The sequence below is a fragment of the Polycladidibacter hongkongensis genome (assembly GCF_001561995.1).
Lineage (GTDB): Bacteria > Pseudomonadota > Alphaproteobacteria > Rhizobiales > Stappiaceae > Pseudovibrio > Pseudovibrio hongkongensis.
Genome location: NZ_LLWC01000009.1, coordinates 1 through 14,249, shown reverse-complemented (window position 1 = coordinate 14,249; position 14,249 = coordinate 1). Strand labels below are relative to the sequence as shown.

Here is a 14,249-nt window from a genome sequence, read left to right as displayed (position 1 = left end):
GTTCAATAAAGACCCATTGCAAGAGAGTGCTTTTAATTTCTCAAGGTGTTACGCGGATATGTTACGCTGCCTAGAGACGCTCCTCAGTTTGCGCGTGGAATAGCGAAGCCTTTGATGGATCAAATCCAATCTCGAGCGTGTCTCCAACCTTGAGCTCTGACTGGCCGTCAACACGAACGCGGAAGTGCTGACCGCAAAGCTGTGTCCAGACGAGAGTGTCAGAACCCATTGGCTCCACAACCTCCACCTCTACGGAATGATGAGCAACACTTGCCTCCGCCTCAGCACCAATTACAACATGTTCTGGGCGCACGCCCAAATAGGCTTCTGCCTCTTCTGGCACAGGACCGTCAAACTCATAACCATTTAATGGAAACTTGCTATCCTCAACGATGAAGTATGGTTGATCTCCACCGTGTAAAATACCTTTGAGGAAGTTCATCGCCGGAGAGCCAATAAACCCTGCTATATATTTATTGACCGGCTTATTATAGAGCTCCGTTGGCGGAGCTAACTGAACGATTTTCCCGCCGCGCATCACCGCAATGCGATCAGCAAGCGTCATTGCTTCAATCTGGTCGTGCGTCACATAAATCATGGTGTTGCCGAGCCTTTGGTGCAGCCGCTTGATTTCCACCCGCAGATCCGTCCTCAATTTTGCATCAAGGTTGGACAAGGGTTCATCAAATAAAAACACCTCAGCATCTCGCACCAATGCGCGGCCAATCGCAACACGTTGACGTTGACCACCTGAAAGAGCGGCGGGCTTGCGATCTAGCAATTGCTCGATCTGCAACATCTCGGAGGCCTTGCTGATGCGCTTTTCGATTTCAGCTTTCGGCACTCCTGCGTTCTTCAGTCCGAATGACAGATTGCCACGAACCGACATTTGCGGATACAGCGCATAAGACTGGAACACCATGCCGATGCCGCGGTCCTTCGGTTCTTCCCACGTAACATTGCGATCTTTAATATGGATCTGCCCTTCGCTCAGCTCCAGCAGGCCCGCGATGCAATTCAACAGTGTTGACTTGCCACAGCCGGAGGAGCCGAGAAGCACGAGAAATTCACCGTCATGAATATCCAGATTTAGGTTTTTTAGTACTTCCACTTCGCCAAAGCGCAGGCCGAGTTTTTTGATTTCAATAGAGTTCATGGGGTTACCCTTTCACTGCACCGGCGGCGATGCCACGCACAAAATATTTACCTGAAAGAACGTAGATGCAAAGCGGCACAGCCCCAGTCAAAATTGTAGAAGCCATATTCACATTGTATTCTTTAACGCCTTGAGTCGTGTTGACGATGTTGTTGAGCTGCACGGTCATCGGGAAGTTTTTGATACCAGCGAAGATGGTGCCAAAGAGGAAGTCGTTCCAGATACCGGTAATCTGCATAATCACCGCAACCATGAAAATTGGAACGGACATGGGAATCAAGATCTTGAAGAAGATCCCCCAAAACCCAGCGCCATCAACTCGTGCAGCGCTTAATAGCTCAGGTGGCAGTGAGGCAAAGTAATTCCTAAACAGCAGCGTCAGGATCGGCATCCCAAAGATTGTATGAACGAAAACGACAGCGCTTAGAGAGCCAAAAATGCCGAGCTCACGTGTAATAATTACCAAGGGATAAAGCATAACCTGATATGGGATAAAGGACCCAAAAATCAGGATGGTAAAAAACACTTCTGATCCCTTAAAGCGCCAATGAGAGAGGGCGTAGCCATTCACCGAGGCGATGGCGATCGACATAATCACGCTCGGAACTGTGATTTTCACAGAATTCCAGAAGCCGACCTTTAAGCCTTCGCAATAAAGGCCTGTGCAAGCGCTATCCCACGCCTTCACCCAGTGCTGGAATGTGATTTCCATAGGTGGAGAAAAAATGTTGCCCATGCGGATTTCAGGCAGCCCCTTCATGGAGGTCATCACCATAACATAAAGTGGCAATAGGTAATAAACAGCAGCAACAAACAGCACCGAATACAGGATAATCCGACCAGGATCTAAATAGCGTGTCGGCCGGGAGCCTGATGGCTCTACACTGCGAGCTTTTTTTGCAGTCGCTTTTTCTGGCGTAGATTCATATGCAAGAACGCTCATGGTCTCCCCCTCTAACTCTTCTGCTTCTTATTGCCGTACTCAAGGTAGATCCAAGGGATCAGGATGATCAGAACTGTTGTCAGCATAATGGTGGAAGCGGCGAGGCCTTGGCCAAGATTGGCGCGCGCGAACATGAAATCATAGACGTACTTTGCCGGGACTTCCGAGGCGATACCGGGTCCACCGTTGGTCATCGCGACAACGAGATCATATAGTTTCACGATGCCAGCTGCGATTATCACCAGTGTGGTGACCATCACGCCGCGCATCATCGGAATGACGACAAAGAGGTAGGTCTTCCAAGTGGGAATACCATCGATGCGGGAAGCTTTCCAGATTTCCCCATCAATACCGCGGATACCTGCCAGCATGAGCACCATAGCAAAGCCGGTCCCTTGCCATAACCCTGCTATCAGCAAAGCAAAAATAACAAGGTCTCGATCCGCGATTAGGTCTAGCTGGAAGCTTTCCCAACCCAGCGCTTGCATGGAATGCTGGATACCTAGTGTCGGATCCAAGATCCACTGCCACACGACGCCGGTGACGATAAAGGAAAGCGCGAAAGGATAGAGTATGATTGTTCGGAAAGTGTTTTCGAAACGGATCTTCTGATCAATCAATGCGGCGAGTGTGAAACCGATGACAAACGTCAGAATGAGAGAGAAGATACCGTAGATTGCGATGTTTTCTAGCGAGATAAGCCATCGCGATGTCTTGAATAATCGCTCGTACTGATAAAAGCCAACAAACTCCTCAAGAGGAAGTGCGCGTGACTTTGTAAATGAATAGACGACGGTCCAGATTGAGCACCCGAGGAAGACGATCAACGTTACCGCGATCATCGGTATTGCTGCGATTTTTGCTTGTAAATTCTTAAAAAGCGGGTTGGGACGCTTGGCCGCTTGCATATCAGTACTCCGACTAGAAGAAACGTGCAGGCCGACCAGTGGTCGACCTGCGTTATTCCCCTCACTGTGGGCTGTTTTGGGCTTAGTCAGCCATTTCGATGATCTCAACGAAGCGAGCTTGAGCATCTTCAACGCTCAGGCTTGGGTCATTGAAGAACTCAACCCAGAGGTCTTCCAGCTGGCCTTGTGTATCAGAAGAGAAGGCTTGTTCGTCGGAAGGCAGAATGTTTTCTGCATGCTCCAGAATAGCCAGACCTTTTTTCATACACGCGTTGGCGCTCTCCAGATCAACGTCACCCCGTACTGGCAAGGAGCCTTTTTTGAGGTTGAAGTCGACCTGCACTTCTTTTGAAACTAGCAGAGATGCCATTTCTTTCTGGGCGGCAACAATCTCAGGATTGTCGTCTGCAGGTTTCGGGAAGAAGAAAGCATCACCGCCGGTGTCAAGTACCGGATGAACACCGAGGCCCGGCAAGCAGTCGTAGTCTACGCCGGCGGTTTGATTGGCAACGGAGAATTCCCCCTGTGCCCAGTCACCCATAATTTGGGCTGCGGCTTTACCAGTAATAACCATGCCTGTTGCATCGTTCCATGCGCGTCCCACATAACCATTGTCAACCATGCCGCGCGCAGCTGCAATAGCCTCAAACACTTTGGTCATCTCTGCGCTTGCCGCCAATTTTGCGTCTTTAGCCTGCAGACCACGGTAGAGCTCGACACCACCCAGCGCGACTTGAAAGACGTTTGCCATGCCAGACAGCTGCCAAGTTTCACCACCCACTGCGAGTGGTGTAACGCCAGCTTCTTTCATCTTCGGCGCAGAAGCAGCAAACTCTTCCCAGTTGGTTGGAACTGCCATGCCATTGGCTTCATACACTTTGCGGTTCAACCACATCCACTGGAAGGAGTGGATATTGACTGGCACGCAATAGATGCGGCCTTCATAGCGACATGCATCAAGAAGCTTTGCGGGGCGGATAATGTCTGCCCAGCCTTCTTTTTCGGCCACATCGGTCAGGTCTGTCATCAGGCCAGCTTTGATCAGGTCCTCGGCATCCCGGCCAGTGTTCAGCTGGGTCGCGGCCATTGGATCACCGCCAGAAATACGGCTGATAATCATTGGGCGCGCATTACCACCACCTGCGATTGCACCATCTACCCAAGTATGGCCGGATTTGTTGACAGCATCAGCCATAACTTTCACTGCGGCAGCTTCACCACCTGAAGTCCACCAGTGAGTAACTTCAAGATCAACTGCGCCCGCAACACAAGTAGACGAAAGCAAAAGAGTAGACGCAATAGCGCTTGTAAATTTATTCATTCCCAAATCCTCCCTTGGGCTCCCAAAATACTTGCAGTACATTTCCCGGATGCACCGCAAATGTAACCGATTACACTTGTCTATCTTATTGTTTGTAATCAATTACCCATAGACTGAAATGGGAGAGGTGCGGAGTCAAGAACTAAATTTGAAAGAAAGATCGCTTTACTTAGTCAAAAAATGTTTATCTAAAATATTTTCAATCATTATTCCAAGTATATCAGCACCTTAGTTTGACATCTGCGTAATATTTCGGAGTTACTATGAATGATGAATTTATTCAGTTATCAAAATAAATTTTTCAAGGCAGCTATTGCCCACTTTGCCGATGCAGCTTTAGCGGGCAATACCAGAGCCTTTTAGGTGGTGACGATTCACGGTTAACTGGTCGTATTCATCACAGTTTAGCTACCAGTTCGTCGACCAATTCAGGCAGACCGGCAATCGTATCGGTTACAGTCCGCTCCCGCTTCGTAGCTTGGTTGCGTGTTGTCTAAGGTCATCAACCTTTGCTGCTGATAAGGCAGCAAGCTCAGCTGGAGTTTTACCTACGGCGTTGCCAGAGAACACAACACCAACAGTAACACCACCGGCGATCTTTCCCTCCTGAATACCGGGAGCCGTTTCATCAATCTTCAAGATTGCCTAAAGCGGATAAACCGCTAGACCGACCATAGTTTGATAGATACCAAGCATCGCCTCTTTGACCATTGCTGAAGTCGTAAGGGGCCCGGGTGTGCGCAGGTAGGGTTCCCCCAGCTTTGGCGCAGGTAGTAGCATTTTACATGCTCCTTGTTTGTGCAATTTGCACTGGGTTTTAGCCGTTTGCGTTGTTGAACAGAACGTTTTGGGAAACCAGCGTGTCATTTGCCGCGCGCATGCGCTCTTGCAGCATACTTTGAAGAAGAGGCGATGCCATCCGCTTTCCATCCTCAGTCTCCCAAAGATTGCGGCAGCAATCCGGATCGGCCTGTAGATCGAAGAGAACCGGCGGAAGGGATGGTGAATACGCAAAGAGGTGATTGTCGCACATCCGCACCATCAACTGGTGATCTTCTGGAAGGACGCACTTTTCTAACTGCAGATTTTGCTGAAGGTGGCGGAAATCGAACTCCCAAATAACCGAGTCGCGCCAGTTTTCCGGCTTTTCACCCTTGAGGAATGGCAGAAGCGATTGCCCGTTCACGTCATTTTCCGGGGTTAACTGCATAAGGTCGAGTAGCGTTGGGAACAGATCTACCGCGCTGGTTTTGGCGTGTGTTGCTGGCTGTGGCCCGCAATAAGGTAGCTTCATGATAAGTGGGACGTGTTGGCTTTGCGGATAAAATCCGCCTTTGCCAAGCATTGCGTGGTCTCCCATCATCTCCCCATGATCCGAGGTGAACACAATAAATGTGTTCTCCCAAGCTCCGCTCGCTTTCAAGTGATCAAAAATGTGCCCTAGCTGCGCATCAACTTCCGAGATAAGGCCGTAGTACACGCCCTTGATCCGTTGGAAGTCGTGGGCTGAAAACTCCGCGACGCTCCCTTCTATGCCGGGCACAAAGCTGCTCGCATCAGACTGTTCTCGCAGAAGCTTGACCAGCGGGTGCCGATCAAAAACCTCGTCGGCAGCATCTCCGCCCTTCAAAGGGGGTACGGCATCAGGCGCGTACATATCGTTAAATGGGGCAGGCGCAACGAAGGGTGGATGCGGGTGAATAAGTGAAAGGTGCGCAAACCAAGGTCGCTCTGTGCATTGCTCGTCAAACCAATCCAAAAAACGTCCCGCCAGATACGCTGTTTGGGTTTCCTCTTCACCAAAGGCTGCTGCGCTTGTTGGAACAACTTCTCCATCTGGTGGCGGCAGTAAGTAAGGGTCTTTGAGTGTTGCTAGCGTATGCCCGCGCTTGCGTAGCCAGTTTTTCCAAGGCGCCGCATTTTCAAAAAGGCTTTGGCCGACATCAAAGCCGGGCAGCACCCCCTCATATGTTCTTGCAGCAGGATCATTCGGAGCGTGCTCACGCGGATCAGCCGCGATATCTGTGTAGCCAAAGAGGGTCGGAGTGTAGCCTGCCCGACGCGCGGCACGGGCCATGTTATCAAAGCTGCCCGCCAGCGGCGTACCATTGGTGGTGACGCGATTGTTCATTTGGTAGAGACCAGTATACATAGCGGCCCGCGCTGGTGAGCAGGGCGCGGCCGCAGCGTAGTGCTGCAAGAATGCCACTCCTTCAGCTGCCAAGCTGTCGATATTCTGTGTTTTGACAATCTTGTTACCAGCGTACGCGACAGTATCGCCACGCCATTGATCAGCGGTGATAAAAAGAATATTCGGTAAATCTTGTTTCATTTTCATTCTACAACTGCGGGAAACTAAACTGCTTGAAGTGCGGCGTCAACGTGATGGCAGGCCACTTTGTGTCCACCTGAACCTTGCAGCACTGGCTCTTCGAAGCGGCACCGCTCGGTCGCCGACGGACAGCGCGTGTGGAACTTACAGCCAGATGGCAGGTTAACCGGGCTGGGGATTTCGCCCCGCAAAGCCATTGGTTTGGTCTTGTGATCTGGATCGAGAGAAGGGATCGCCGATAGTAAAGCCTGCGTGTAGGGGTGTTGCGGCGAGGCAAAGAGTTCGCGTGGACGGGCAACCTCAACCAAGGACCCAAGATACATGACAGCCACATGATCGCAGGTGTGAGCAACAACGGAAAGGTCGTGGCTGATGAACAGAAAAGTCAGCCCCAAATCACACTGCAACGATTTTAAAAGATTAAGGATGTCGGCTTGAATCGAGACATCAAGCGCGGCGACACTTTCATCGGCCACAATGTAGGACGGGTTGGTAACCAGAGCCCGTGCAATGGAAATCCGCTGGCGTTGCCCGCCCGAAAACGCGTGGGGAAAGCGGCGCAAATGCTCGACGTTTAGTCGACATTTGGCTGCAATCTCTCTGACCAATTCATCTGTTTCTGCCCGCGATTTTGTAAGCTTCATCACCTCTAATGGTTCGGCAATTATGTCGCGTACTGTCATGCGCGGGCTCAAAGCGGCGTAGGGGTCTTGAAAAATGAGTTGTGCCCGGTGACGAAAGGATCGCTCTTCCTTGCTGCCCAGCTCGGCCAGCGCGAAGGCTCGGTCTTCTCTATCCCGAAAAGTAATCGCGCCTTGCGAAATCGGCGCTGCTTTTAGCGTAGCACGACCAAGTGTGGTTTTCCCAGAACCGGATTCTCCTACCAAGCCGAAGAAGCTGCCACGTGGGATTTCCAGAGAAACATCTCTAACCGCCGTTAGGTACTCAGCTTTGCCCAGCATCGATTTGCTGATGGGAAATCGAACTGTAAGGTTCTTGATCGAGACCGCGCTGGTCTTAGTGACCATGGGGGAAGACTTAATCATGCCGGTACCCCTTGATTATGCTCGGCGGAGGCCAGTGTACTGGCAAGGGCCTCTTCATGAAGATGGCAGGCGGAAAAATGCTCATTCCCGACCAGATGTTGCGGAGGAATTGCGTGTTCACAGGTTCCTTTTGAAAACTGAGGGCAGCGGGTATGGAACACACAACCTGCTGGACGCTCCAGCGGGCTGGGTATATCTCCCGGCACGGGTGTCAACTGAGCCTCAAGGTCTTCCAGCTTCGGAAGGGCATTTATGAGGCCACGCGTGTATGGATGTGCTGGATTGTGAAGCACCTCGCGTACAGGGCCGCTTTCGACAATCTTGCCAAGATACATGACCGCGACTCTGTCTGCAGTTTGGGCAATGACTCCCAGATCGTGCGTAATGAAGATGATACCCATGCCAAAGTCGCGTGCTATCTCCTTCATCAAATCAATAACTTGCGCCTGAATGGTAACATCCAGCGCCGTTGTTGGCTCGTCTGCGATAAGCAAACTGGGTTTTGTCGAAAGAGCCATGGCTATCATAGCTCGTTGGCGCATCCCCCCCGACAACTCAAAGGCATATTGGTCAAACCGACGAGCGGCATCAGATATGCCTACCCGGGAAAGCAGTTGAATTGACAGGTCCTTTGCCTCGGGGCGCCGCAGTCCGCGATGAAGCTTCAACTGCTCGCACATCTGGCTTCCGATTGTCAGCGCCGGTGCAAAGCTTGCCATTGGCTCTTGGAAGATCATCGAAACGAGATCCCCGCGAACCTTGCGCCTTTGCCGCTCGCTCTTAAGCGCAAGAATGTCGACGCTTTCGCCGGGTGTTTCCAACAGGAGCTTAGAGTTCTCACCGTAGGTGGTATTGCTCGCGTTTAGTTGCATTAGGGCGCGGGCCGTAACCGATTTCCCTGACCCGCTTTCCCCGACCAATCCCAAGACCTCGCCGGGATTGACTTCAAATGAGACATGATCCACCGCGGTGATTTCGCCTTCGGGAGTGGAGAACTTTATTTGCAAATCTTGCACGCGAAGCAGGGTCATTTGCGATGCTCCGAGTAAGGGTCCGCGGCGTCGCGCAGTCCATCGCCAACAAAAACAAAAGCGAGCACGATCGCTACAAAAATCGGGACTGGAATGAAGTACCATTGGTAATTGAGCAAGACGTCAACTTTGGTGACATTTTGCAGGAGTACACCAAGCGAGTTGACCGGATCTTTTAGACCAAGACCTATAAAGCTGAGCGATGTTTCCGCCAAAACCATGTATGGAAACGAGATCACAAGATCGACAATTATATAGCTGGTAAAGCTGGGCAGAAGGTGGCGCATAATAATGTGGGCTGGCTTTGCGGCGCAGAGCTTTGCCGCCAGTACATAATCTGCGTTTCTTTCTGCCAACACATGAGTGCGGATTCTACGGGCCAATGTGCCCCAACCCAGCAGCCCAAGGATGATCGAGATAAATGTAAAGCGTGCTTCGGCTGACCATTCATCGGGGATGAATGCTGCCAGTGCCATAAATAGCGGAATAGTCGGGGTTGTTTTGACTGTGTCCATTAGCGCTTGCAGCACAGTGTCTACCCAACCACCGAAATATCCCGCAACGCCGCCGATCACCAAGGCCAGAACAAAGGATATCAGCACCCCCACCGTTCCCACAGCTAGGCTAATGCCGATTGCATGTAAGGTGCGGGAGAAAATGTCTTTGCCTGTTGCGTCTGTTCCAAACAGGTGAATGAACCCCTCTTCGACACCAAAAAGGCGATGTGAAAGCGGGATACCTAGCATGGTGTAGGGCTTCGATTTTGGCAGCAGCACAATGTAGTTGCGCTTATCCGTTTGCTTGGTCACCCATCTAAAGTTGGTCTCTACTCCTCGGTGCCTTTCGACCTTGTGAATGAACGGACGCGCCGAGCACCCTTTCGCATCGCAAAACTGCGGGATTTGCGGCGCACCATTTGTATAATCCTGATTTCGCCCCGCCGCAGTTGGGGCGTAGGGGCTCAAAAACGGCGCAAAAACGCCTGAAAGAACAAAAAAGAGCAAACAAAAGGCGGCGATTAGCGCACTTTTCTTCTTTTTAAAGCGTGCCCATACAAGCTGTAGCTGAGAAGCGGTGTAGTAGTCTTCTTTTTTGATCGGTTTTGCGGCGAATAGTGCCATTAGAAAAACCCCTTGCGTACGCGTGGGTCGATAAAGGCGAGGAGAATATCAGTCAGAAAATTCAAGGCGACGATGGTTGCCGTCATGGCTAGAATAATCGCGCCGGCGAGCTGCTGGTCATTTGATTTCGCCAAGGCTTCGAGTAGCAGTGCGCCAGCATCGGTCAATGCAAGAACTGCCGCGACTATTGGCAAGTCATTGAAGATGCGATTCAGATCGAAGCCGATTGAATTGATGACTGGTCCAAGCGCATGACGAGCGGGGTAGCACATGAGCAAGCGCATCCCTGTAATTCCTCGTGCTTTTGCCGCTGTCACATACAGCTTGCCTTGCTCATCTGACATCAGTGCACGAACAGTTTGCAGCTGGATCGCAGTCGCCGACCACCCCAATATTAGGATTGGCAACCATGCGTGAGAGAGCATGTCGCCCAGTTTTGCCATACTCCATGGTACATCCCGGTATTCATCCGAGAACAGCCCCGTCAAGGTATCTCCAAAGAAGACGGTGGAGACGAGCATGATACCAAGGGCAAGGAGGAAGTTTGGCAACGCAAGGCCCAAGTAACTGGCAACGCGTAGAGAGCTGTCTAAAACACCGTCGCGCATGCTGGCGGAGAGGATGCCGACGGGGATCGCAATTACATAGGTCAGCATTAATGCTGCGAAACTAAGCCCAAGCGAAATTCCAAGCTTGTCACCTATAAGTTGGGTAACATCGACACGCCAGAGGCAGCTTTCACCCAAGTCAAACCTGAAAATGGCGCTGCTTACCCATTTAACCCAGCGCTCGATATAGGGACGGTCAAGCCCCATCCGCACTTCTTCCGCGCGGATGTCGGCTTCAGTGATCAACTGACCCTGTGTCGTTTTGTAGGCAATGTAGCGCTCGGCACAATTCCCGGGCACGAGCTCCATCAGGGTAAAAACGATAAACGATACAAGCAGCATTGTGGCAAATGCCGCCGCAAAACGCACCGCTATAAACTTAAGGAATGACGCCATTTCGCCTGCTTTCTACTGCCTTAAAGGCAAAAAGTGAGGGCGATGAACCGCCCTCACTGGTCTTACGTTTCCTGCAACTAGTTGGTTAGGAACCACTGTTGAGGGCGGTAAGGGTAGACACGATAAAAATCGTAGGATGATGTTTTTGGCGTAGAGAAGTTTTTGAGTTTGTTGGAATGATAGATTGGCGCCGGCGCTTTCACGGTGCCAATCATCAGGAATTGCTCCTGAACATCTGCCACCAACTCGTGGCCCAACTTGTTTGAAGCGTCTGTACCAGGAACGAGGGACTGCCACTTTTGAATTTTTGCAGCCAGTTCTTTGGTCCAAACTGGTGGCTCCATGCCTTCCGCGCCATTAGTATCTACATACTGGACCCAAGGCATCCCGACGCGCAGCCCGAAGAAATCATCATATGGCGGAACGAAGTCTTTTGCTGAACCCTGAATGACCGGCAGTGGCTGGCCCTTGTTCCAAGCAAGCACATCAAGCTCATTAGCCGATTGAGCCGCTCGGTACTCATCAGATGTAACTTCTTTGATGACTGTCTGAATACCCGCGTTTGACCAGTCTTGGGCCACAAGCTCGGCCACTGTTGTTGGCAAGCCCTGAGTGGAGAACTGCAAATTCAACGTGAGCTTTTTACCAGAGGGCAAATCACGCCAGCCATCGCCGTCAATATCCTTCAAGCCGACCTTATCGAGCAGCCGCGATGCTTTTTCTGCATCAAACGCAATTGCGTAATTTTTCTGCTCATCTGTGATAAATGAAGGCGCGGGATCAAAAGCGGTGTAGGCGCTTGGCTGACCTAAGTCGAAGTAAGCAGCGGAATTGATCTCGCCACGATTAATGGCGTGGGACATCGCCAAGCGGAAATCTTTATTGGCAAAAATGCTACGCTTTTCTTCGTCGTTTGCAGTAACATTGAAGGCGAAAGATGCTAGACCAATGGTTGGGCGCAGATCTACCGCGTAATTGCCTTTTTCCTGACCGTCCAAAAGGGTTGGTGCGTCGGGAAGGGAAACGGACTGGGATTTGTAGTCAATCTCACCATTGACCATTTTGAGCACGCGCACTTCGTTTTCCGGAACATAGGTTTCGCGAATCTCATTGATATATGGCAGCTGGTTACCCGCAGTGTCGACCATATGGAAGTAAGGGTTTGCAACAACGCGACGCCCTTCAGTTGTGTCTTCAACAACCACGTGACTTTCTAGCGTTGGAACAACAGCCGCTGGCAATTTTGCGATCTTGGATGCATCCTTCAGCAGCGGGGATGGCACATCTTTCCAGTCCGAGCCGCCATAGTAAAAGCCGATGACATCATAGCCGCTCTCAAAACCGGCCGCCTTCGCCAGCTCATCTGCTTTGGGATTAATTTGCGGGTGATACTGGCCGAGGAAGTGCTTCGGCTGAAAAGGTTGCGCGTAGTTTGTTGCCAAAGCTGAAAGCAAGCCCGGCTTTGGTGCCTTCATAGAAAACTCAACGGTTTGAGCATCAACAGCTGTGACAACAATTGGCTCACCACCAGCGGACCACATGTCCTTCGGCTTCTCCACCACTTTAGGATCACGGGTCATATTGTCGTACCAGAAGACAATATCGGCAGAGGTAAATGGCGCGCCGTCAGACCATTTATGGCCCTTACGGAGAGTGAACGTCAGCTTGGTATAATCGTCATTCCACTTATAGTCTTTTGCAATGTTTGGTACGATGGTCTCAAGATCATCTGCAAAACGAACCAGATTAACGTGCCGGACTGACAAAAGGTCCGATGTTCCCGCTTCTGTTGCATTAGACATGCCATCTAGCACGCCGCCATAAACCCCAACCGCTTCGTATGGCGCAACAACCAGAGGCTCAGATGGCAAGCGCTCTGTAACGCTTCCAAGCGCCTTATTGCCGATAATCAGGGCATTAAGCTTTTCAATCTCAGGGTTTTGACTAAAAGTGACTTTACAATTTGTTGCCTCTTGAAACTCAAGCAATTCATATTGCTGAGGATACTTACCAGCCATTTTTCCGGCTGTTTCTACGGTAAATTCAGAACAAGGGGAAGCAACTGCAACAGCAGTTGAGGCGAGTAAAATACTTGCAGATGCGAATAACTTCATAGCGGGAATGCTCCTAACGAAATAGCTTGCAACCGCTTCTTTAGTAAATTATTACAAAATCCCTGTGACATGTATTATGTAGCATTTATTTTCATAATCTGACCTTAAGTTGAGAGGGCGAATTTTTATGAATGGCGCAAATCGGCCGACATTACGCCAACTACAAGCCTTCGTTGCGGTAGTTGATGGCAACGGAATAACAAGTGCGGCGAGAACACTTGGAATTAGCCAACCAGCTGTCACAAATTTGATAAGAACCTTTGAAAAAGAATTTGAAGTTCCCATTTTTCGCCGTGTTGGGCGCAGGTTATTGCTCACAACCGCCGGTGAACATGTCGTAGCTGTGGCCCGTGATACCCTCAACGAAACCAATAGAATGCTGGACACTATCCGCTATGCAACCGGAAATTCGGTTGCGCCGTTAAAGATTGGATATACAGCCCCTCAGCTCGTACTGAGTGCTGCAAAGCGCTTTCGCGCCGCTGAACCACTCGTACCACTTGAATTCCAACAGGCGAACTCTTCAAGGCTTTTCACTATGCTTGATGACTTCCATCTGGATCTCATTAGCATAGGTTTGAGTGAGCCTATCAATAAGTACCACTGCCAACAGTTTGCGATCCAATCCCTTCAGCTCCTTGTTCCCAAAACCGCGCCGATTGCCAGCCAAGCGTCGCTTAGCATTAACAGCTTAGCTGGGTTGCCAATGATCATGCGAGAAAAAGGCTCCTACACCCGCCAATTGGCATTTGAACACTGCCAAAAAGCAGGTTTTAAGCCAAATGTTGTACTGGAGATATTCGGACGTGAGTCTGTGCGGGAAGCTGTCGCGCTAGGTTTCGGCTTCACCATTATCCTGGACCGGGAGGCTGGATGCGATGAACGCCTCTGCGCTATTCGGATTGATGGCTGTGAAGAGGTTGCCCATGAATATTTGGTCTGCCGAAAGGGTTCATTGGGTTACGCCCCGCTTATGGAGTTTTTCTCGTTAAATATTTGATTTTGGTCGTGGTGTTATGCGCGGTCGTGGAGTTTTGTGCGTGCGGGTGATCTGCGCGGGTGCGGATGCTGTTTAGCGCGCACTTAGACAACGATGCGCGCATGCTGCCGTTTGTACGTGCGTTGCTGAATGAAGCTAGTTTGTATTTTGGGAGGTTTTTTATGTGTTTGTTTGAATTTGAAGTGTGTGTGTGTGAGGTTATCATGTCCGGCGGCGCCCTACTCTCCCGCGTCTTAAGACGAAGTACCATTGGCGCAGGGGCGTTTCACTTCC

At 50.7% G+C, this 14,249-nt stretch carries 13 protein-coding genes; 1 reads left to right on the top strand and 12 read right to left on the bottom strand.

The genetic code is table 11. The annotated features are described in order from the left end of the window. Positions 1-70: 70 nt before the first annotated feature. The 12 genes from AYK82_RS03335 to AYK82_RS03285 all read right to left on the bottom strand — a co-directional run bounded on the left by AYK82_RS03335 (position 71) and on the right by AYK82_RS03285 (position 12,976). On the bottom strand, positions 71-1,156 hold the full coding sequence (locus AYK82_RS03335) for an ABC transporter ATP-binding protein (RefSeq protein ID WP_068311363.1): 1,086 nt from the start codon (positions 1,154-1,156) through the stop codon (positions 71-73). Positions 1,157-1,160: 4 nt separating this feature from the next. Continuing rightward, entirely contained in the window at positions 1,161-2,099 is a 939-nt protein-coding gene (locus tag AYK82_RS03330) for a carbohydrate ABC transporter permease (RefSeq protein ID WP_068311361.1), read from the bottom strand. Between the two features lie 11 nt (positions 2,100-2,110). Continuing rightward, positions 2,111-3,007 (bottom strand): carbohydrate ABC transporter permease, encoded by an 897-nt coding sequence (locus tag AYK82_RS03325; protein WP_068311359.1) that lies wholly within the window; start codon positions 3,005-3,007, stop codon positions 2,111-2,113. An 82-nt stretch (positions 3,008-3,089) separates the two neighbouring features. Beyond that, a complete protein-coding gene (locus tag AYK82_RS03320; RefSeq protein WP_068311357.1) occupies positions 3,090-4,328 on the bottom strand; it encodes an ABC transporter substrate-binding protein in 1,239 nt (412 codons plus the stop codon). Between the two features lie 453 nt (positions 4,329-4,781). Continuing rightward, positions 4,782-4,967, bottom strand: a complete 186-nt coding sequence (locus AYK82_RS03315) for a hypothetical protein (protein WP_068311356.1) — start codon at positions 4,965-4,967, stop codon at positions 4,782-4,784. 6 nt (positions 4,968-4,973) lie between these two features. After that, the gene (locus AYK82_RS18465; protein WP_279626407.1) at positions 4,974-5,108 is read right to left on the bottom strand and encodes a hypothetical protein; all 135 of its coding nucleotides are present in this window, start codon (positions 5,106-5,108) and stop codon (positions 4,974-4,976) included. A gap of 37 nt (positions 5,109-5,145) precedes the next feature. Then, positions 5,146-6,660 carry a sulfatase-like hydrolase/transferase gene (locus AYK82_RS03310; protein WP_068311354.1) on the bottom strand — a complete coding sequence of 505 codons (1,515 nt, stop codon included), beginning with the start codon at positions 6,658-6,660 and terminating at the stop codon, positions 5,146-5,148. Between the two features lie 23 nt (positions 6,661-6,683). Then, positions 6,684-7,706: an ABC transporter ATP-binding protein gene (locus tag AYK82_RS03305; RefSeq protein ID WP_244265707.1), complete on the bottom strand. Its 1,023-nt coding sequence runs from the start codon at positions 7,704-7,706 to the stop codon at positions 6,684-6,686. Further along, a complete protein-coding gene (locus tag AYK82_RS03300) occupies positions 7,703-8,737 on the bottom strand; it encodes an ABC transporter ATP-binding protein (protein WP_068311352.1) in 1,035 nt (344 codons plus the stop codon). The genes AYK82_RS03305 and AYK82_RS03300 overlap by 4 nt, the downstream gene beginning before the upstream one ends. Beyond that, entirely contained in the window at positions 8,734-9,858 is a 1,125-nt protein-coding gene (locus tag AYK82_RS03295) for an ABC transporter permease (protein WP_068311350.1), read from the bottom strand. Before AYK82_RS03295 ends, AYK82_RS03300 begins: the two co-directional genes overlap by 4 nt. Continuing rightward, entirely contained in the window at positions 9,858-10,862 is a 1,005-nt protein-coding gene (locus AYK82_RS03290; protein WP_068311348.1) for an ABC transporter permease, read from the bottom strand. The genes AYK82_RS03295 and AYK82_RS03290 overlap by 1 nt, the downstream gene beginning before the upstream one ends. A gap of 77 nt (positions 10,863-10,939) precedes the next feature. Then, a complete protein-coding gene (locus AYK82_RS03285; RefSeq protein ID WP_068311346.1) occupies positions 10,940-12,976 on the bottom strand; it encodes an ABC transporter substrate-binding protein in 2,037 nt (678 codons plus the stop codon). 127 nt (positions 12,977-13,103) lie between these two features. On the opposite strand from AYK82_RS03285, the gene AYK82_RS03280 reads away from it, so the two are divergent. Then, positions 13,104-13,976 carry a LysR substrate-binding domain-containing protein gene (locus AYK82_RS03280; RefSeq protein WP_068311344.1) on the top strand — a complete coding sequence of 291 codons (873 nt, stop codon included), beginning with the start codon at positions 13,104-13,106 and terminating at the stop codon, positions 13,974-13,976. The last annotated feature ends 273 nt before the right edge of the window (positions 13,977-14,249 follow it).

Bases quoted from the DNA above. Each gene is read 5' to 3' on its own strand.
- AYK82_RS03335 (WP_068311363.1), bottom strand. From the start codon at position 1,156: ATGAACTCTATTGAAATCAAAAAACTCGGCCTGCGCTTTGGCGAAGTG.
- AYK82_RS03330 (WP_068311361.1), bottom strand. From the start codon at position 2,099: ATGAGCGTTCTTGCATATGAATCTACGCCAGAAAAAGCGACTGCAAAA.
- AYK82_RS03325 (WP_068311359.1), bottom strand. From the start codon at position 3,007: ATGCAAGCGGCCAAGCGTCCCAACCCGCTTTTTAAGAATTTACAAGCA.
- AYK82_RS03320 (WP_068311357.1), bottom strand. From the start codon at position 4,328: ATGAATAAATTTACAAGCGCTATTGCGTCTACTCTTTTGCTTTCGTCT.
- AYK82_RS18465 (WP_279626407.1), bottom strand. From the start codon at position 5,108: ATGCTACTACCTGCGCCAAAGCTGGGGGAACCCTACCTGCGCACACCC.
- AYK82_RS03310 (WP_068311354.1), bottom strand. From the start codon at position 6,660: ATGAAACAAGATTTACCGAATATTCTTTTTATCACCGCTGATCAATGG.
- AYK82_RS03305 (WP_244265707.1), bottom strand. From the start codon at position 7,706: ATGATTAAGTCTTCCCCCATGGTCACTAAGACCAGCGCGGTCTCGATC.
- AYK82_RS03300 (WP_068311352.1), bottom strand. From the start codon at position 8,737: ATGACCCTGCTTCGCGTGCAAGATTTGCAAATAAAGTTCTCCACTCCC.
- AYK82_RS03295 (WP_068311350.1), bottom strand. From the start codon at position 9,858: ATGGCACTATTCGCCGCAAAACCGATCAAAAAAGAAGACTACTACACC.
- AYK82_RS03290 (WP_068311348.1), bottom strand. From the start codon at position 10,862: ATGGCGTCATTCCTTAAGTTTATAGCGGTGCGTTTTGCGGCGGCATTT.
- AYK82_RS03285 (WP_068311346.1), bottom strand. From the start codon at position 12,976: ATGAAGTTATTCGCATCTGCAAGTATTTTACTCGCCTCAACTGCTGTT.
- AYK82_RS03280 (WP_068311344.1), top strand. From the start codon at position 13,104: ATGAATGGCGCAAATCGGCCGACATTACGCCAACTACAAGCCTTCGTT.